Annotated in this window: 21 protein-coding genes; 16 read left to right on the top strand and 5 right to left on the bottom strand. The window is 35.6% G+C overall.

The window, feature by feature from the left end:
- Window positions 1-5 precede the first annotated feature (5 nt).
- Complete coding sequence (pgsA, locus tag DAY19_RS12330; RefSeq protein WP_115362895.1) at window positions 6-686, bottom strand: CDP-diacylglycerol--glycerol-3-phosphate 3-phosphatidyltransferase; 681 nt, start codon at window positions 684-686, stop codon at window positions 6-8.
- Between the two features lie 114 nt (window positions 687-800).
- Between pgsA and DAY19_RS12325 the strand changes: the two genes are divergently transcribed.
- The 8 genes from DAY19_RS12325 (at window position 801) to DAY19_RS12290 (ending at window position 9599) form a co-directional block, all read left to right on the top strand.
- Window positions 801-1520, top strand: a complete 720-nt coding sequence (locus tag DAY19_RS12325; protein WP_115362893.1) for a PilZ domain-containing protein — start codon at window positions 801-803, stop codon at window positions 1518-1520.
- Window positions 1521-1626: 106 nt separating this feature from the next.
- Window positions 1627-2580: a class II fructose-bisphosphatase gene (glpX, locus tag DAY19_RS12320; RefSeq protein ID WP_115362891.1), complete on the top strand. Its 954-nt coding sequence runs from the start codon at window positions 1627-1629 to the stop codon at window positions 2578-2580.
- A gap of 37 nt (window positions 2581-2617) precedes the next feature.
- Window positions 2618-3046 (top strand): type II toxin-antitoxin system RatA family toxin, encoded by a 429-nt coding sequence (locus tag DAY19_RS12315; protein WP_115362889.1) that lies wholly within the window; start codon window positions 2618-2620, stop codon window positions 3044-3046.
- On the top strand, window positions 3046-3378 hold the full coding sequence (locus tag DAY19_RS12310; protein ID WP_115362887.1) for a hypothetical protein: 333 nt from the start codon (window positions 3046-3048) through the stop codon (window positions 3376-3378). Before DAY19_RS12315 ends, DAY19_RS12310 begins: the two co-directional genes overlap by 1 nt.
- Window positions 3375-4007, top strand: a complete 633-nt coding sequence (locus tag DAY19_RS12305; RefSeq protein ID WP_115362885.1) for a YggS family pyridoxal phosphate-dependent enzyme — start codon at window positions 3375-3377, stop codon at window positions 4005-4007. The genes DAY19_RS12310 and DAY19_RS12305 overlap by 4 nt, the downstream gene beginning before the upstream one ends.
- A 166-nt stretch (window positions 4008-4173) precedes the next feature.
- Complete coding sequence (locus DAY19_RS12300) at window positions 4174-5130, top strand: isopenicillin N synthase family dioxygenase (protein ID WP_115362883.1); 957 nt, start codon at window positions 4174-4176, stop codon at window positions 5128-5130.
- Between the two features lie 247 nt (window positions 5131-5377).
- Window positions 5378-7126, top strand: coding sequence for a hypothetical protein (locus tag DAY19_RS12295; protein ID WP_133296966.1), 1749 nt, complete (start codon window positions 5378-5380; stop codon window positions 7124-7126).
- Window positions 7127-7169: 43 nt separating this feature from the next.
- The gene (locus tag DAY19_RS12290; protein ID WP_133296965.1) at window positions 7170-9599 is read left to right on the top strand and encodes a COG1470 family protein; all 2430 of its coding nucleotides are present in this window, start codon (window positions 7170-7172) and stop codon (window positions 9597-9599) included.
- Between the two features lie 77 nt (window positions 9600-9676).
- On the opposite strand, the gene DAY19_RS12285 is transcribed toward DAY19_RS12290, so the two are convergent.
- Window positions 9677-10576 (bottom strand): hypothetical protein, encoded by a 900-nt coding sequence (locus tag DAY19_RS12285; protein ID WP_115362877.1) that lies wholly within the window; start codon window positions 10574-10576, stop codon window positions 9677-9679.
- Between the two features lie 234 nt (window positions 10577-10810).
- Between DAY19_RS12285 and DAY19_RS12280 the strand changes: the two genes are divergently transcribed.
- Window positions 10811-11296, top strand: a complete 486-nt coding sequence (locus DAY19_RS12280; protein ID WP_133296964.1) for an Hsp20/alpha crystallin family protein — start codon at window positions 10811-10813, stop codon at window positions 11294-11296.
- 8 nt (window positions 11297-11304) lie between these two features.
- Here the strand turns inward: DAY19_RS12280 and DAY19_RS12275 are convergent, their stop codons facing one another.
- Entirely contained in the window at window positions 11305-11715 is a 411-nt protein-coding gene (locus DAY19_RS12275; protein WP_115362873.1) for a response regulator, read from the bottom strand.
- A gap of 210 nt (window positions 11716-11925) precedes the next feature.
- On the opposite strand from DAY19_RS12275, the gene DAY19_RS12270 reads away from it, so the two are divergent.
- Both DAY19_RS12270 and DAY19_RS12265 read left to right on the top strand, forming a co-directional pair.
- Window positions 11926-12369, top strand: coding sequence for a cupredoxin domain-containing protein (locus tag DAY19_RS12270; protein ID WP_115362871.1), 444 nt, complete (start codon window positions 11926-11928; stop codon window positions 12367-12369).
- A 42-nt stretch (window positions 12370-12411) separates the two neighbouring features.
- Window positions 12412-13548, top strand: a complete 1137-nt coding sequence (locus tag DAY19_RS12265) for a CpaF family protein (protein WP_115362869.1) — start codon at window positions 12412-12414, stop codon at window positions 13546-13548.
- 7 nt (window positions 13549-13555) lie between these two features.
- Here DAY19_RS12265 and DAY19_RS12260 read toward each other — a convergent pair whose 3' ends face one another.
- Window positions 13556-13804, bottom strand: a complete 249-nt coding sequence (locus tag DAY19_RS12260) for a hypothetical protein (protein ID WP_115362867.1) — start codon at window positions 13802-13804, stop codon at window positions 13556-13558.
- Window positions 13805-14012: 208 nt separating this feature from the next.
- Here DAY19_RS12260 and DAY19_RS12255 point away from each other — a divergent pair, with 208 nt between their 5' ends.
- Window positions 14013-14888 (top strand): hypothetical protein, encoded by an 876-nt coding sequence (locus tag DAY19_RS12255; protein ID WP_115362865.1) that lies wholly within the window; start codon window positions 14013-14015, stop codon window positions 14886-14888.
- Window positions 14889-14909: 21 nt separating this feature from the next.
- On the opposite strand, the gene DAY19_RS12250 is transcribed toward DAY19_RS12255, so the two are convergent.
- Window positions 14910-15602, bottom strand: coding sequence for a hypothetical protein (locus DAY19_RS12250; protein WP_115362863.1), 693 nt, complete (start codon window positions 15600-15602; stop codon window positions 14910-14912).
- Window positions 15603-15745: 143 nt separating this feature from the next.
- Here DAY19_RS12250 and DAY19_RS12245 point away from each other — a divergent pair, with 143 nt between their 5' ends.
- From DAY19_RS12245 to DAY19_RS12230, 4 genes are all read left to right on the top strand, one after another.
- Window positions 15746-16537, top strand: coding sequence for a glutamate racemase (locus tag DAY19_RS12245; protein WP_115362861.1), 792 nt, complete (start codon window positions 15746-15748; stop codon window positions 16535-16537).
- A 106-nt stretch (window positions 16538-16643) separates the two neighbouring features.
- Window positions 16644-17924, top strand: coding sequence for a phosphopyruvate hydratase (eno, locus tag DAY19_RS12240; RefSeq protein WP_115363735.1), 1281 nt, complete (start codon window positions 16644-16646; stop codon window positions 17922-17924).
- A gap of 55 nt (window positions 17925-17979) precedes the next feature.
- Complete coding sequence (locus DAY19_RS12235; RefSeq protein WP_115362859.1) at window positions 17980-18600, top strand: ATP-binding protein; 621 nt, start codon at window positions 17980-17982, stop codon at window positions 18598-18600.
- A 56-nt stretch (window positions 18601-18656) separates the two neighbouring features.
- Window positions 18657-19847, top strand: coding sequence for a hypothetical protein (locus DAY19_RS12230; RefSeq protein ID WP_115362857.1), 1191 nt, complete (start codon window positions 18657-18659; stop codon window positions 19845-19847).
- The last annotated feature ends 17 nt before the right edge of the window (window positions 19848-19864 follow it).

The raw sequence follows: 19864 nt of genomic DNA, 5'->3' as shown, positions 1-19864 counted from the left end.
TATTTTTAAACTTTTGCTTTCTTTGCTTGCCTTACTTCAGTGATTCTCTTTGCAAGTCCAAATGTATAAACTAGCGCAGACAATACAGAGAAGAAAAATGATAAATAAATCAATATCGTACCAACAAGTGGGAATGAGAAACCAAAAGGTTTATCCCAGGCCATAAGCATTGGAATGGCCATCATTTGAAATGTTGTTTTCCATTTTCCTAGTTGATTGACACTTACTTTTAGGCCTTTCTCCATTGCAAGTAATCTCAATGCCGTCATATACATTTCTCTAATAACTAAAACGATAACCACTAGTACATTTACACGATTAAGTGATTGAAGAAGAATAAGAGAAGAAACAACTAAGAATTTATCAGCAATAGGATCTAAGAAAGATCCAAAAACTGTGACAATATTTCTTTTTCTAGCAATATATCCATCTAAGAAGTCAGTAAAAGAAGCCGCTACAAATGTCCAAGCAGCAATATAACCAAGAGTTTTTTGCGTGGCCTTAAAGATATTTTCTTCAAATAAACATAGATAAAGAGTCAGGCAAATAACAGGAATTAAAGCTACACGAAAAATAGTTAAGCGATTAGGTAGATTATCGATCTCCCATTCACTTAATAACTCTCTGTCAGTCATTGTATTCGTTGCGCTCTTTTTATTATCATTATTTTTATTGTTATCTGACATATCTACTCAATGAAGAATTTTCCTATTAATTAAACTTTAAACCTTAAGGCCATAAACGTCTATAATAATTAACATAAATTAGATAAAACAAAAAAAACAAGGATATCAGAAGCTATGAAAAAGCATCTCAATTTAATCAAAACTGGTCATCAATCTATTGAAAAGCGTGTTTTTCCACGTTTTCCATTTAGCTACTTGGTCTTTAAAAGAGATGATAATTCTGTAAATTACCAAGTAAAAGATATTTCATATGGCGGTATGAGTCTCGCTCTAAAAGATGGTGTTGTTAATGCTAAATTAGATGATGAGTTCTCGGGAGAGATCCACTGGTATGACCAGAAAGTAAATGTAAAATGTATTGTAAGAAGAGTTGAAGAAGATAATATCGGAGTTGAATTTGTAAAAAGTGATATCTTTGATAAATCACTTCTAAACTTTCTATCTGTTTCTAATGTTTCAAAGAATTTAAGACCAATTCATGAATATGATGAACAAATGGATCTGCCTATCGGTCTTAAGACATGGTTGCGTTGTGATGGCCCATTTGAAATTTTTGTTTGGCACCATCGCGATGGTGAAATTTCTAAAATTCAAATTCTTATGATGGATTCAATTCTAGAATGGACTGATGGAGAAGGTATTCAGACTGGAAAAGTCTTAAGTGTGCGTCCTTCAGACAAACCTCTAACTCATGAAGAAGAAATTGAATTCCTAATTGATTCACCAATTGATCAAGACAAGCTTGAATTCGCTAATGAACTTGTGCAGCATATCCCTGAGTCTTTGATTTCAGAAGGGGATCTTAAGTTTTTAACGCGTAAGATTAGTGGATAACTCATAAAACACCTCGAGATTCTTCATTTGATTTGAAACAAGGCTTTTCATTTGGAAATTAACTTCCTAAAATATAGCTAAATATTTCAAATTAAAAGGATTACCAATGAATAGAAACCTCGCTTTAGAATTTGTAAGAGTAACAGAAATGGCCGCTATTAGCAGTGCTAGGCTTATGGGACGCGGTGATGAAAAAGCTGCAGACCAAGCAGCAGTTGATGCTATGAGAACAATGCTCGACTCTGTTGAGTGTAATGCAACGGTTGTTATCGGTGAAGGTGAGCGAGATGAAGCTCCAATGCTCTACATTGGTGAGAAAGTTGGTTCTGGTAATGGACCTGAGCTTGATATTGCTCTTGATCCATTAGAGGGGACAACAGTTTGTGCAAATGGTGGTTGGAATTCAATTGCTGTTATGGCCATTGCTGAAAAGGGTAATTTCCTTAACGCTCCTGATACATATATGGAAAAAATCGCAGTTGGCCCTGAAGGTAAGGGCCTAATCAATATTGATGATACTCCTGCTGAAAATTTAAAGAGACTTGCAGAGGCCAAGAAGTGTCGAATCCAAGATTTAACTGCAGTTATTCTAGATCGTCCTCGTCACGAAGAATTAATTAGACAAGTAAGGGATGCAGGAGCTCGTATCCAATTAATTGGAGACGGTGATGTTTCTGCAGCTATTGCATGTAGTGAGCCTGATTCAGGTATTGATATCCTCTTTGGTATCGGTGGTGCGCCTGAAGGTGTTATCGCTGCAGCAGCACTTCGTTGTATTGGTGGAGACTTTCAAGGAAGACTTAAGCCAAGAAATGATGAGGAAATTGAGCGCGCTAAGACAATGGGAATAGATGATATTAATAAGATCTATAATATCGATGAACTAGCGGCCGGAAATGTAATGTTTTGTGCAACTGGTGTAACGGATGGAAGTTTCTTAAACGGTGTTAAGTTTAAGTCTTGGGGTGCTGTTACTGAGTCGATTGTTATGAGAAGTCAGTCTGGGACAATTAGAAGAATTGTTGCTGAACATCGCTTTGATACAAAACCACGCTATTAAAATAAGTTACTTTATTGATTAAACAGGGAAGTTGATTATGGCAAAGGCAAGCCGAACTGAAGTATTTGATATTGATATTAACAAATTATACGACGTTATTGTCGACTTTGAGTCTTATCCTGACTTTGTACTTGGTGTTAATGATATTAAAGTTCATGACATGACTGAAACAAGTGGTGTTGTGGAGTATTCAATTGATATGATTAAAAAACTTAATTATCAATTGGATATGGAAATGAGTCGTCCTAATAAAGTAGCATGGACTTTTAAGAAAGGTGACCTCTTTAAAATCAACGATGGTGGTTGGGATCTTAAAGATCTTGGTGATGGTAAGACAGAAGTCACTTATAGCTTAGAGATTGAAGTAAAAGGATTTATTCCTGGTTCTAAAATGATTGTTAATAAATTAACTGAAACATCTCTTCCGTCAATGATGAAGAGTTTTTATGAGAGAGCTAAATCTTAATGACTGATTCAAAAGACAATAAGAAAGAATATCATAAAGAAGGCCTACTTGGTGATACCATCAAGAAGGTAGTTTCAATAGGAATAGGCGCAGCCTTTATGACTGAAGAAGCAGTCAAGAAAGTGATTGATGATTTGCCTCTTCCAAATGATGTCGTTAATGGACTTCTTGCTAATGCAAAAAAGTCGAAGCAGGACTTCATCGATTCTGTTCAAGAGGAATTAAGACATTATTTAAAAAATGTTGATCCAAAAACACTTTTAGAGTCGATACTTGATGATTATGAAGTCGTAGTACGATTTAAAAAAAGAGATGATAAGAAAACTAAGTGATCACTAAAAATTATCAAAAAATTCTAGATGAAATCGGTGATAAGAATAAACTTATGGCCGTCACAAAATATAGTGAATTTGATGATATTAAAGAAGTTTACGATCTAGGCCATCGAGACTTTGGAGAGAATCGAATTGAATCCCTCTTGCCTAAAGCACTTAAAGCTCAAGAATTAGGCTTATCTGATATAAGGTGGCACTTTATTGGCCACATCCAGTCAAAGAAAATATCTAAGATTACACAAGTTCCAAATTTAAAGTCAGTACAATCACTTGATTCAATAAAGCATATGAAAATCTTTGATGAAAAATTAGCTAGGCCATTAGACTTCTATATTCAAGTTAATACGAGCGCAGAAGAACAAAAAGGTGGCCTGTGGGATAGCTCAACTGTTCAAGAGTTTTATAATGCAGCAAAAGAATTAAAAAATATCAATATTGTAGGACTCATGACAATGGCCGCTGCCAGTGGCCTTCCTCCTAGAGAATCATTCCAAAAACTAGTAGATATTAGAAATGAGATTGATCCTAATCTAAAACTTTCAATGGGTATGAGTGGTGATATGAAGGTGGCCCTGGAGCTTGGAAGTGACTGCATTAGGGTCGGAAGTGCCATATTTAAGTCCTAATTATTGTATTCTTACTATCTAATTTCTAAAATTACGCTTCTAAGCCATTAAAAATACAGCAAACATAAGTTTGAACTAATTCTAGGTATTATTGACTTTAATTTATGCGCACTGTAATAAATTTTTATCAACTAATTTAATTCGACTTTAAAAACGGAGAGTCATTATGAGTAATGCCAATAATAATGAAAGAAAAGTACCAGAATTAAGTCTTACTTCTTACACTAAGGGAAGCCCTGAAGAGCAAGTACAATTTGTCGATACTTTAATGTTTGGACTTAAAGAATATGGATTCGTTATTCTTAATGATCACACTGTTGACCAGAAAAAAGTTGATGAAGCATATGCAATGGTAAAGCAATTCTTCGCTCTACCTGTTGAAAAGAAGAATGAATACAAAGGTGAGAATGGTGGACAGCGCGGTTATACACCATTTGGTATGGAGCACGCTAAAGATAGCGAACATCCTGACCTGAAAGAGTTTTGGCACGTTGGACGCGAATTGGCAGCTGATTCTCAATATAAGGGTATTTACCCTGAAAATATTTGGCCAGCTGAAGTTCCTGGTTTTAAAGAGAAATTTCTTGATCTTTATGAATCAATGGATGCTACAGCTAATGTTCTTTTAGAGGCCATTGGTAAAGGTCTAGACGTTCCTGAGAACTTCTTTGCAGATATGGTAAAGGATGGAAATTCAATCTTAAGAACGATTCACTATCCACCAACTGATGGACACGATACTACTAACTCAATCAGAGCGGGTGCACACGAAGATATTAATTTAATTACAATGCTTGTGGGTGCGACTTCATCTGGTTTACAACTTCTAGATCGCGATGGAACTTGGCTAGATGTTAACTCAAAGCCTGGTCAATTAGTGGTTGACTCTGGGGATATGATGGCAAGATTAACTAATAATGTTCTTCCTGCAACAACTCACAGAGTTATTAACCCAGATAACTCTGGTGAAGAGAGATATTCTATGCCATACTTCGTGCATCCACACTCTAAAGCGTCACTTGCTTGCCTTGATAGCTGTGTAGGTGAAGGCAAGAAATGGGAAGATATCACTGCTGGTGACTTCTTAAATCAGAGGCTTAGAGAGATTGGTCTAATCAAATAATTCAAATACTGGGAAACCAGAACAACAACACTACGAATAATAAGAGGCCTCCTTCACGGAGGCCTTTTTTGTTCAATCTTTGAAGAAATGTTTAAAAAGTGAACACTTTTTAAATATTAAGTGCTTAATATTTAGACTTTGTCTGTGGCATATGAATTGCACTTACTTTCGTATGCAAAATTTAAAACAAAGCTCTAGGTCTCTAGTGGCCACATTTTATTTAATATTAACAATCCTCGTTTTATCAATGAGTACAAACGCAAATGCAAATACTGCGATAAAGCGTGAGATTCTTGAATCAAAGCGAGCTTCTTCTAAGATCTTATCTCGCTTACGACAAGTGGCCCGTCACAATAAAGGTTTCCTACATGAAGAGGAAACGCAAGAAGCTTATCATTTTTATTGGAATATCCATTCAAAAATTAAAAACCTTCATAAGAGAGCTCTTAAAAAAGGAGAGCTTGGTAAAGATGATGATGGAAATTATTCAGATGAATTGGCCTATAAAGAATTAGATGACTTTATTCAATATGTTGGCAAGTACATCATCACATTCTTAGAATTAGAAGGATATAAAAGACTTCCTTCTTCACGTAAGCTTCTTGTTTCACAAATTGCAAACTCTGTTGAAACCTTAATTCAATACTTAAAAGAAGATGGTTATAACATATCAATACCGGCAGATATCCTAGATGGCCTAAAGAAACTTGGCAAAGTCTATAAGAAACAAGAAGAGTTCTTGGCACTAAAAGAAGAATTACTAGGTGATTACTTTGAGGCCTTAGACCTTTTAGAAGAAGAACTTTATAAACTTGAAGACAATCTGAAGCAATTTATTAAAAGAGCGATTGGACCTAGACGTGAAAGACGTCATCGTATTTATACAGATGAGTCATATCCATATTTAAAATTTAAAAGGTTAGCAGATAGTATTGCTGATGATCTAGAAGACTTTGATATCAATGACCTTGGTGAGTATGAAGAAATTTCAAAGCAGGTGTTAGATTTACAACACTTAGTAAAACTTACAAAGGCAAATAACAAAAACACAAAAGTACTCTTAAATCGTGTAAATATCCTGTTCAATAGATTTTCTTTGGAGGCGGCTAAAGTAAATAGCAAATTAAGGCCAACGAAAATTGAAACTGACTTAGGAATTAAGTCTGTTGAATATAAGTATTATCGAGCAACACAGGTGTGTTCACTACTAGGTGGGCCTGGGAATATTCTACTTAGAAAGTCGATTGAAAGTGATATTGACCTCTTTGAAGACTTTAGCCCAAGAACAAGTGGTGCCATTAAATTAGTTGAATTTTTAAAATTTAACGATCGTCAGCTGGACTTTAGACATGCTGAGATTATTACAGATATTGAAAGGGATACAAGAATTACATCAATGGGATTCTATCCTTTAAGTTTTAACTGGGGAAAAGATGAAGAAGATAAGATGCCTCCATTTTTAGAAATTAAGAAGGGGTATCGTCGATGTGATTCTAGTGGTTGCGATACATATAACGATTATCGAACGAATTTTGCATGGATGAGTGTTAACGCAAGTTCAGCAAAGAAGGTAACAAAGAGAAAAGAGAAAGCCTTAAAGAAAGTAGATAAGAAAGAGAAATATTCAAAATTGGGTGTTTGTTCTGACTTTGTGAACTGGGCCTTTGGAAATGTTATCTCTTCTAATTGGAACCAAATTCCAATTATTAGAAATTTAATACAGATTGTATATCCTCCAGAAGGGTTACAGACACCAGATAATCTGTATGAATCATATATGACAGATGTTGTATGTGAAGTAGAAAAAAGAAGGCTTAAGTATCCACAATATGTGAATGCTCACAATTTAAAAGAGCAGATACTAAGAGATATGAATTCATCAAATGAAGCAATTAGTGTGCATGCAAAGAATTCACTTAATGAATTAGTAAAAAAAGGAATTATAGATAAAGACTTAAACTTAAAATATGACGTTATTGAATTTGAAACAAAATAAACAACAAGAAGAACTAACTTATGTTTCTAAAAGGAGAGAAGGAATGAAACAAAAACAACAAAACACAAGGAGCAGGTTACTAGTGGCTGCTTTCTTAATGACTCAGGCGCCGGCCGTAATAGCTGGTTATTACAACTCATCAATCGATGGGATTTCTCTTGATGGTATTTATACGCCAGAAAATCTAAGTAATATCTCAAAAACAGTGTGTAAGAAAGTTTACGATGATGCAAATATGGACAAAGAGCATACGCAAATGTGTGAGCGTGGTGTTCAGTCTGCTCAACGTATGGCCGCTGTATATGCTGCTGGTGAAGGTACACACCTTGGTTGTGTTGATGGTTACCAACAAGGTCTATATAGAGGATTCAATATGACGTCTAACCCGTCTATTGAGATTCTAAAAGAAGAGCAGCGTGCTCTTAAGGGTGTAACACTTGAAAATGCAGTTGCACGCGGTAAAGCAAAAGCATCAAAGGACTCACGTTACTCAACTGAGAGTGAAATCATTGCTCGTTTTAGAGATAATGTAAGAGATAGTGAAAATCAACAAATTACAGCTCCAAGCTCTGACTACTCAGATGTACTTAAAGTTCCTCGTTTTGAAGGTTTTGGAGATGGTTATGCAGCTGATGGAAAAGGTGGATCTTTTAATGATGTAATTAACGCTGGTTGGGTTTCATCATCAAGTGCAATTGGAAAAAGAATCCAAGCACGTGCTGTTGCAAGACAATTTGGTATTAAAGCAAATTTAGCAGATAAGTGTTCTTCAACACCAATTCTATTTGATCGTGGACTACATACGATCTCTCTTTGGGATCTATTCTCTGCATATGGAGAGTATAACTTCAAAGATTATGGTTGGAAGTCGACAACTAGAGCATGGAATAAGTTTAAAGCTTCAGAAGAACAAGAAGCAATTGCATACAGAAATATTCAAGATGTAAAAGAAGCTTACCAAGCTAAAATTGGTTACCACAAGAAAAGTGTTGCAGTTGAAGTTGATGAATTAGATGCTAATGGTCAGCCAACTGGTAGAAAAGTTGTAAAAAGAGATGCAAATGGAAATATCGTTTATAAGCAAGTAGATGATACATCACGTCCTATTTTCGAAACTCGCTACCGTACAGTTCAAGGTAAGTCAGCGCAAGATCTTAAGGCCGTTTATGAAGATGCATTCTTTGAATCTTATAGAAACCTTGCAAAAGAGCACTTTGGAAAAGCTTTCGTATCAACTCACAATATGGCACGTAACCTAGGTGAAGATGCTGGTAAAGCGGTAGGTGCAATCGTTGCACGCGATGTAGCAAAGCAAGAAGCATATGATGGTGTTTATAAAGCACAATCAGCAACTTCATTTGCTAAAGAATATGAAAACCTATTCGTTACTTCTTGGAATAAGAATTATGATTACTTTGCAAATAATCCTATGGTTGAGATCACTGGTTTTGACCTTTCAGGTGATGGAAATGGAATCTTTACAAGAGGTGAGTCTTTAAAGTCTGTTTTAGGGCTTAGAAACTTAGGTCTTAAGTCTGGTGCCGTAAAAGTATCACTTAATTCATCATCTTTTGAAGCTGGAAGTGCCCGCTCTGAATACGTTACTGCACCTGCTTCACTAAACTTTACGCATAAGTCACAAAGTGCTCAAGGTAAATTAAGTAATAATCTTGAAGTATTTGATACAGCTTATTTAACAGTAAGTATTGATGGAAGTGATATTAAAAAGGTATATGAGCTAAAGAGTACTGATTCAAAGAGAATTGAGATCTTAGATGTTGCTCCTGTGTACAAAGCAGATACTAAAATTAATTCTGTCGTAGCTGGTGATGCAACAGTTTATGTAACTGTTAAGAACCCATCAAACTCTGAGACTTCAGCATCTGTTGATATTTCGGTAGCGATGAATGATGGAAATACTTATACTGCATCGACGACTGCGCTAAAAGCAGGTGAGTCAAAGCGTGTACCAGTACGTGTAACAGGACTTGACCCACTATTTATCATCAACAATGGTGTAAGTGGTAAAGCAACTTCTAAAGTTGGTGGAAGAATTATGAACTCTCGTAGTGCTTCTGGTGACAGTGTTGATTATGACAGAGCAGTAGCAGATTACTTCAATTCAATTCTTACAAACTCAACGACTAACTATGGTAGCGATGGGTACAAAGAAGACCGTGTTGAGACATTAATCACAATGATCCTTAACAGAACTGAAGCTCAAATCGATACTGATTGGGATAACAATGCTAGAGTTGCAAATACTTTAATCGGTGCACTTCAAAAAGAATACAAGGCTTCAGCAGCAGCTGGAAAGCTAAATGAAGAAGCTAAGCAAACTTATGTTGTACTAGCTCAAGAACTTGAAGCTCTTTACGATGATGTATTTGGATACAAGGATTATGTAAATCAACTTAAGGTATTCAATGGTGATCTTGAAACTCGTAAGAAGAAAGATCGTAAGAAAGACTAATTGGTAGATACCGAATTAATAAAAAGAAAGGCCCTCATCTTGAGGGCCTTTTTTATTTCTTTAATTTAATTTTTTAATTAAAGTTGAGCTTGTCCTTCAACAATTTGCTCACCTGGCTTGAACCAACATAGTGGTCTTAGACCATTTGTGAAGTTCTCATCTCTGTTACAAGCACCTGTGTTTACATCTGAATCTGAAAGATCAGTGTAAGCATCGATTGTACAAAGAGCACCTTGGTAGTAAGTATCTAGACGACACTGTGGTGCTGGGTGATTGTGGTTAGTTCTAGAAACAACATTTGAATCTGGAGTATCAAACTTAAGATCAGTTGTTAGGTTTCTTAGAGCTCTAAAAAGGTTAGCTAGTGACATACCTGCCATTGAACCTCTTAAACACATTGCATATTCGTTCTCGTTAACAAAGTTCTTTGCACAAGACTCTTTAGCGATTGCTGGAACTTCAACTTCGTTCATCATTTTGATGTTGTTGTCGTTTTCCATGTACTTTCTTAGACACTTAGAAGTTGCGAAGTAATCAGCTTGACCTTCGTTTGATGCCCAAGATGATCCCCACCAGCTTGATTTCTTTGGTGCTCCACCTAGGTGGTGACCAAGTTCGTGACATACAACTGTTGCGAATCCGTCACCTGTAATTGTTTCGTGTCTTGCAAGACCACCAAACATACTTACTTTCCAAGTGTTTCCTACTTGTTGTGCGTAAGCATTAACAGTTCCGTCTTCCCACTTTCTTTCGATTTCAAGAGTTTTACCTTTTGCTTCAATAATAGGAGCATAGATAGCTTCAATTTTATCGATGATTGAGTTGAACTCACCTTCTGTAATTGTGTTGATACCTTTAACATTTGATGGAATCCATAGGTTGTTGTCTTCTACGATTCCAGTTTTTCCGTGCTCATCACATGCGTATGAAAAAGAAGCCACACAAGTGATCAATAGAGCTAAAATTCCTTTTTTCAATTCAGTCCTCCCTGAAAGTATGTTGTCTGATTTGCTTTATTAACTTGACTAATACAATTTGTTTTAGCGTAGGTTTGATTTTTCTAAAAAGTTCACGGTATGTCTAAGGGTTTTTGCCCAAAGTAACTAAATGTAAGTTTTTGTTGGTTTCTTTGTTGTCTGGTGCGTCATTTTGCTGGTATAATTTTTTGTCGAATATTGCCTAACTATCTAGAATTATGATAGAATTCTGTTATGAAATCATTGTTTTTGTTTACATTGTTAACATTCAATTTTCTTGCATTCTCACAATCAAATGATCCTGTGATGGAACAATTGAATCGAATGAGAGAAGAAATGATGAAGCAGATGCAGGCAACTGATAGTTTTGACAGTGAAATTCAAAAGATGTTTCAAAGAATGCAGAAGATGGGGCAAATCCAAGGCCTTCCCGATCGCTTTAATACGAATGTTCAAGCAATAGAATATTTTTGGAAAGACTCAAAAACCCTTGTTGTTAAGGTAAATAAGGACGATGAAGTTAATATCGATGTAAAAGAGGGAATGGTTGTTCTAAGTGGGATGAAAGTCTCTAAGTCGAAGAACTCATTTTCAAAATTTAACTTCTCACAAAGTATTCCTATTAAGTCGAGCCTCGATACTACTAGTGTCGATATGAAGATGGATGATGGTAATATTGTCTTATCTTTTAAAGAAAAGCTTCCTAAAAATTCTATTTAATATAAAGACTAAGCCGCAATAATCTCACCATTGAGATTTTCAAGAATTGCATATAGCTTATGATTAAAGTCTTTTGCGCTAAATGGCTTTGTTAGAACCTGCTCCACATTTATCTGAGATGCATTATCAATTTTGCCTAAATCGAGGTCCCCAGAAATAAGCATAATATGAGGGTAGTTCTCCTTATTTCTTTCTTCTAGATGATAAAGTCTTTCAATATATTGTAAGACTTCTTTTCCTCCCATCTCAGGTAGGTTTAAGTCTAGAACAATCAGATCATAGCGATCCTTTTTAATTTCCTCACAGGCATCAATCCCATTAGTTACTGTCGATACATTAGAGAAGTAGCCACTTTGTGAAATAAGTAGTTTTAAAGATTCTGATATTCTTTTGCGGTCATCAATAATTAGGGCCTTCATGTTGATATCCTCATTGATTATTGGGCGTTAAGCTCTATTAGTTGTCTAGACTCATCTTAGATCTAACTATCAATAATTCTTAGTTAAAAAACTTTAAGATTTATTAATAAATATAACTAGCTGGAATTACGATAATATGTCTGATCTTTTTTTGGGCCAAATTTGAGCAAGAAGCTAAAGTATGGGGCATAAAATGCCGATAAAACAGTTATGAAAAGCTTCGTTATGACTCTATTTGCGCTCTTCTTATCAATTGATTCTTTTGGAATTGAAGAAGACTATTTCAAAAAAACATCCTTTGATGTTCCAAGAAGAAGCATTTCTGTAATAGCAAGTGAGAAGGGTTTCTATCCTGAAAATATCACTGCATTTGTAGGGGAAAGAGTTAGCTTATTTGTAACGGCCGCTACTGATCGTCCAAGCTGTTTTATTATGAAAGAGCATGATGTTTATGTCGAGGCCAAAAAGGGAGAAGTTCGTGAGGCCACGATCTTTCTCGATTCTCCAGGGCGCTTTAAGTTCTATTGCCCATCAGGAGAGATTAGCGGAAGCTTTACAGTTATTGATCACCCGAAGGATCAAAAGAAGAAAAAGAGGGATTTAGCTTCTACTCGACGTGATAACGTTAGAGTATGGCAACCTAAGGAAGAGTAGGAATTTTACTTAAGCTTAGGAATAATTAGCATGTGAGGGATTATGTCTTCTGTATTTACGGATGCAATTAAAAATTTACTTTCACCTATTGGGGATCTTTTAGAAGATGAAGGTGTTTCTGAGGTCATGATTAATGGGCCACATGAAATCTTTGTCGAAAAGAAAGGATTAGTTTTTAAAGTTCCTAATGAATTTGAAGATGAGGGTACATTGATTTCAGCAATGCGTGCCATTGCTCAATCTGTAAATCGTACAATTGATGAAGATAATCCACGTCTGGATGCAAGATTACCAGATGGCTCTCGTATCCACGTTGTCCTTCCTCCAATGGCAAAGAATGGTACCACTGTTGCCATTCGTAAGTTTTCAAAAGATAGCTTAACTTTAAAGGATCTCATTGAGTTTGGTTCGATGTCAGATGTTGCCGCAAGGTTCTTAGATATTTGTGTTTATTTAGGTAAGAATATTTTGGTATCAGGTGGTACTGGTTCTGGTAAGACCACTATGCTTAACGTTCTTGGTGGGCGTATTCCTAAAACTCAAAGATTAATAATTATTGAAGATGCGGCCGAGCTACAAGTGGATGCTGAGCACGTTGTAAATTTTGAAACACGTAAGGCCGATGAATTAAAAGGTCTAGGTGAAATTACTATTAGAGATCTTGTTATCTCGGCCATGAGACTACGTCCTGATCGTATTATTGTAGGAGAGGTTCGTGGGGATGAAGCGCTTGATCTTGTGCAGGTTATGAATACTGGTCACGATGGTTCAATGGGGACAGTTCACGCAAATAATCCTGTGGATGCTTGTACTCGTTTAGAAACTCTTTGCCTTATGGGTGAGACTAAAATACCACCGGATGCGATTCGTAAAATGGTTGGAAGTGCACTGCAAATCATTGTTCAATGTAGTCGCTATCATGATGGTGGTAGACGTACATCACATATCTCAGAAGTACTTGGTGTTGATAATAATGGGAATTATATAACTCGCGATATTTTTAGATGGGTTCAAACAGGTAAGGATCCTGAGACTGGAAAGTATATCGGTGAAATGGTTCCTTGTAATTATGTTCCTACATTCTTTGAAGATATTGTGGTTCACAAACTACCTTTTCCAAAACAGAATTTTCTTGCTCCAGACTGGGCAAGACCACTTGTTAAGAAGAAAGCTGCTTAGGAATTATCTAAATATCGACTTCAATACCGTCTTCGTAGATTTCCACGATAAAGCGCTCTTGCTCTAGCTCTTTGGTCTTATCAATTATGTCATCAATGTCATCAGGACTGAGCTCTGGCTCAAGCTCCATATCGGCACTGAAGACTTTAATAATGGCAATGGCCATCTTAGAGTCTGTTAAGTCGTTGAATTCACTAAGAGGGAAAGTAAGCTTATAACCCCCTGAAAACTTGTCAATATCTACATCAATCTTCATATAATTAATTGTAATTACAATAAAATAAAAAGCAATTATTTTGTACTACGCAGATTCCTGCAAGTGTCTGTAATCTTTGACTAAATTTTAGTGACAAATTTTTTAACATGGCCTTTCATATTTTCAACGAGCAAGAAAATAGTCTTTTGAATTGATAGAATGAATATGGAAAAAGAACACACACATTAGGACGAGAGGATAGAAATAAATGAAATTAAGTGCTTTCAGTAGAAACATTCTGAAGTTGGCCCTAGTCACTTATGCAGGGTTAACATTTGCCACAGATGCAAATATTAAAGACGATATTAGCTCTATCTCAGTTAGATTAAAATCAAAGCAAATTTTTACGATGAAAAATCACGGTAATGGTGAGTTTAAAGAGCTTGCATTTACTCGAATTGAAAGGCCATCGTTAGAAGTTGAGATTAAAGATAAGAAGAAGCAAGTTGAGAGTGTTGAAGTGGCAGTTGATGAGTCGATTTTCACAACGAAGACAAGTCTAATTAATCTCGATATTTCGAAAGAAAAAATAGTAAAAATCAATTCAAATAAGGCCACTACAATGGCAAAGCTTTCTCATGGTGGATTAACATTGGAGAGTAAGCAAGCAGCTAAGGTTCTTAAAAATGATATTACTTCAAACCTTAATCGTTTAATGTCTAGAATCGGATTTAAAGATCAGACAACTGTTAAGTATGAAATTAAAAAGTTAAAATTTGAATGTCCGAAACTTTCTGGGCGAATCACTAATTGTCGTGCAAGTTATGAAGTTGTAGCAACACTTAATAATACTCAAAAGAAAGATAAGGGATTAGTTTCTATCTTTAAAGAGGCCAAGAATAAAATGCTAGGTCTTGGTGAAGAGATTCAAATTAATACATATATTGGTGAGCTTAAGGCAATTAATAAACAACTTGAGGGCCTTGCTAAGTCAAATACAGATAAGAAAAAGCTACAAAATATATATGTGCTTAAAAAAGATGTTCAGTCTGAAATTTTAGATTCGTATCAATACACTGCAATCTCTAATACTTCAGCGGTAGCATTCGTCGATAAACTTGATAAGAAAGTAATTAGAAAATAAAAATATATAGGCCGCAGTCTCTTACTGCGGTCGATTTCTCACTTCTTTTAATTTAATAAATACATTTATTATTTCATTTAATACTTCATTGTGAAGTTGTTTAAATGAAGCTTGGTATAGCTTTGCATTCTCATCAAAGTCTTGACGGTTTTCTTTATTTCTAACTTCTAGAAGAAGCTCATTCTGAGAAAAGGCCAACTTAATATCAAGATTATAAATCATGAAGCGTAGAATAGGATTTTCTTCCCATTCACCAAAGTATATCTTGTAGCTTTGTATCGTTGTTTGATGATCGATTTTATCAAGAGACTTCTTTAACGTTAGAAGAGTAACTTTAAGCCATTCAAGTGATTTGTCTTCGTTGTTAAAGGTTGCTTGTGGAGTTATTTTTGTCAGTTCTTTAATGGCATTATCAATAATGAACTTTGTGGTCTTATCTTCGATTTGTGCAATATCAAATTCGGCCATCTCTTTTTGGTATTCAATATAGCCATCTTTAACAAGGTGCAAAGTTGAATCCTGATCGAGATGAATAATGTGACCAGCTTGTTTTCCTGACTCTAGGTTGTAGTCGAAACTTAGGTATGTATCATGTAGGTTTTTTCGCAAATCTTTTATGGCCACTTTTTCAAATGTATTATGGGCCAGGCAGATCCTTAAATTATTAATATGATCTTCATTCTTCTTATTTAGAAGATCATTAATATTTTCCAAAAGAATCTCCTTCGTGGATTCTTTTTCTAATCGCTTTCTTTGACTTAACGTCATAAAGTTCTTTAATATTTTAAATAATGCCATAGAGGTAAAATAATCTTTTTTGGCAGGATGTCTAGTTTAATTTTTCAAGGTGTAAGTATTTGAAGATTGGAATTTTTGATTCAGGAATTGGCGGATTAAGTGTCCTTAAGGAAGTGGCCCATTACATGGATCGTTATGATATTTACTATCTTGCAGATCGTCTAAATGCACCTTATGGAAATAAGACTAAACAAGAGGTTTATTCTTATTGTGAAGCTATTGTTAATGAATTTCTAAGTATTGATATTGATACCATTCTAATCGCATGTAACTCTGCTACAGCAATGGCAATTGATGAATTAAGAAGTAACTTTCCTCAAATTCGCTTTTTTGGAATTGAGCCATTTATCAACGTCATAAATTTAAGGCCTGAACTTATTAGTAAAAGGGGAGTATGTTTAACAACTCAGTTAACGGCCGACTCAAATCGCTTTAAGTACCTTCAGCAAAAATACGATGCGAATCATACTCTTGAGTACCGAACATCAAAGATGCTTGCGAAGCTAATTGAAGAAGCTTTTGATTCAGGACGCCTCGATACACATAAAATTGAAGAAGAGATTAAGAGTTCTGTTTTTACAAAATCTACTAAGGACAGTTTTGATTACATTATTTTAGGTTGTACACATTATCCATTTGTAAGTGAGGTTTTTGAAAAAGTCTTAGGGACTACTTCCATTTCTCCTTGTGCTCATGTGGCCAAGCATATGGCCTCTTGCCTTGTTAATAAGCTTGATGAAACACAGGAAATCAGAGACTACTTTTATTTTCGAGATACTTCAAAAGCTGCAACTAAAGAACAATGGCGCATTGTCAAAAAAGAAAACCTTAAAGGATTTCCGTTTTTTTAGGTTAAAAAAGTGACGATCCTTGAATTTTAACGATACAATATCGGCCAGCTTTGTATAAAGATAATGATATTTAGATAAAACTAAGGATTTGGATATGTCTGAAAAAATCGCAAAAATTAAATCAATTACTCCCCGTCAAATTCTGGACTCAAGAGGTAATCCAACTGTTGAAGTTGATCTTGTGACTGAAAATGGGTTTATGGCCCGTGCCGCTGTTCCTTCTGGAGCATCAACTGGTTCAAAAGAAGCACTTGAGCTTAGAGATGGTGACAAGTCTTATTATCTTGGAAAGTCTGTTAAGAAGGCCCTTTCAAATATTACTGAATATATTGCACCAAAGTTGATTGGGATGAATGTATTTGATTTGAAGGCAATTGATGCGCTTATGCTTGAAATTGATGGTACAGAGAATAAGGAAAAACTTGGGGCCAATGCAATCTTAGCGGTTTCAATGTGTGTTGCACGCGCTGGTGCTCTCGAATTAGGTAAACCTCTTTGGCAATACTTAAGAGAAGACCTTAAGGTACCAACTGCAAGTAATAAAACACGTCTTCCAGCACCTCTAATGAATATTATCAATGGTGGTGAACACGCTTCAAATAATCTCGATATTCAAGAGTTTATGATCGTTCCTCATATGGATAAGTCATTTAGTGAAAACTTAAGAGCTGGTGTTGAAACATTTCATTCGCTAAAGAAAGTATTAACTGAGAAAAATTATTCAACAAATGTTGGTGACGAAGGTGGATTTGCACCAAGCCTTTCTTCACACGAAGAGGCGCTAGACCTTATTCTAGTGGCCATTGAGAAGGCCGGTTATACACCAGGTAAGGACATTAGTATCAGCCTTGATTCGGCCGCTAGTGAGTTCTACAAAGATGGTAAGTATAAAATGCAAGGAAAAGAGTTATCAAGCTCTGATATGGTTGATTATTACTCAAATTTAGTCTCAAAGTATCCGATATATTCAATTGAAGATGGCCTTGATGAAGCTGATTATGATGGTTGGGTAAGTCTGACTGAAAAGCTTGGTGAAAAGATTCTTCTAGTAGGGGATGACTTATTTGTAACAAATAAGAAAATTCTTGCTGAAGGAATTGAGAAGAAACAGGCCAACTCAATCTTAGTTAAGATCAACCAAATTGGTTCTCTTACTGAGACATTTGAAACACTAAAGCTTGCTTTTGATAATAATTTCCAAGCGATTATTTCACATCGCTCTGGTGAAACAAGTGATGCATTTATTGCAGATCTTGCTGTTGCAACTTCAAGTGGGTTAATCAAGACTGGATCAGCTTCAAGAAGTGACCGTCTTGCAAAATACAATCAATTATTAAGAATTGAAGAGGCCCTTGGCAGTAATGCCGCCTTTGATGGTTTAATCTAAATCTTTCAATACAAGGCCTCTCCTACTTTGTAAAATATGAAGAGAGGCCTTTTATATGTCGAAGAAAATACCAGAAAATGAAGCCATTCACTTCTTACATGATCTTCTCAATCACACTCATGGCCTTAAATTATTTCTCGAAGCAAGAGAGAATGATGTTGATGGAATGGGCAAAGAATCCTTGGCCCTGATTTACCAAGAGATTCAGGCCCTGGAAAATCAAATAGCCTCGCAATTTGATAAGCTTACGGCCAAAGCAAAAACGTTAACGGTTGAACAACTTACAACGTATATTTCTGAGCAATTTAAACTTTATAACTTAGAATTCTCAATTAAGCTCGATAAGGACTTAAGTGATAGCACTCTTGATCTTGATATCGCCCTTTTTGAACGAATGATAAAAAATATCGTAAAAAATATCTTTCTCTGGTCGAATAAGAAGGATTTAAAAGTATTTATCACATCTATTGATGAATCAATTGAGCTAATCTTTGAGAATACGATTTCACAAGACTTCAGTGAACAGGATCCATCAAATAGTGTTGGCCTTCATTCTTTGGCCTCATTAGCTAAAAAGCAAGATATCAGCTTTAAGTCTTGGGCCAAGAATCACAAATGGTATACCTCTATTCGTATAAAAAAACTCGGTTACTTACAGTATAAGTTGGTTAGCTAGGTAAAAGAATACTACTTCTATAAAAGAATAAAAATGTACGTTATTCTATTAAACGTATGGAAATCATTAAGTTATTCGTTTTTTCTTTAGTAGTTATACTATCATTATTTGCTAAAAATAATTCCTATGCCAATGATCGAATCTATCGATCTGAAGCAAAGCTCTTATCTAAAGGTGCTTCTTGGGTTGATCTTTCGTTTGATCTCTCATCGACTCTTTCTCAGCATGATGTTGATGGAAATGAAGTAATCTATAATGATGAAGTAAGCTACTTTCTATTTGATGCCAATATTAATTATCAATATGCAATCATGGATAACTTTCAACTCTTGGCCGGGTTAAAGGCCCGCTACGTTAGTAGTGGAGACTCTGTAGAGACGATTACTAATGCAGGTCTTGAATCATTTTATGCTGGTGTTATTTACGGGCTTGGTAAGAAGAGAGGTCGCGACTTTGCAATAAGCGCTTTGTATCGATTTAGGCCCTACTCTGTTGATACCTATGCAAATGCAGCTCCTAGTGATGAAGTTATTCTCGGAGATGGCGGAAACGATATTGAGTTTAATTTCCTTGCAAAATTTGATTCTACTAAATGGACCTCATATGATTTTAAAATTGGTTATCGAATCCCTGGGGCCCCTATTTCTTCAGAAATCCCATTTGAAGCGAGATGGGTTAAGCACTATGTCGATTGGGCATTTTGGCTATCAGCAAATGGAGTCTATAGTTTAGGTGGAGATGAGTATACAGATTCACCACAGACAAAGCCAGCTGTATCAAGTGGCTATACATCAAGATGGAATTCTATTAATCGTCAATTCTTGGCCCTTGATGCTACCGCTCAAACCATCATTAAAAATAAATATTTAATATATGGAAAAGTCGGCTCAACTGTACTTGCGACTTCTACAGATAAGGATATCTATGCTTCACTAGGTGTTCAATGGACAACTGGTGGGGTTAGCGCTCAACAAAAATTTGAAGAAAGCTTTAAAGAATACACCATTGAAGCAAATGTTATTAAAGTTTCTCCACGAGGTGTCTTTATTAAGATTGATCACGGAAGCCTAGATGATATTCAAAAAGGTAATATTGTGGATATTTATAAAACTGACTACTTTGGTGGAAATATTTTAGTGGCAAAGGGAATGGTGTATGAAGTTGCAAGTGCCTCTTCAATTGTGAAGATTGTTACTCGTTATAGAAAGATGCCAATTCAAAAAGGCTTTGCGGCCAGAATTAAGTAGTTGATATTAGGAAATAT

Origin of the sequence: Halobacteriovorax vibrionivorans, assembly GCF_003346865.1 — a bacterium.
Classification (GTDB): Bacteria; Bdellovibrionota; Bacteriovoracia; order Bacteriovoracales; family Bacteriovoracaceae; genus Halobacteriovorax_A; species Halobacteriovorax_A vibrionivorans.
Note: the sequence above shows the minus strand (reverse complement) of the source record. Positions and strands in the feature narration are given on the sequence as shown.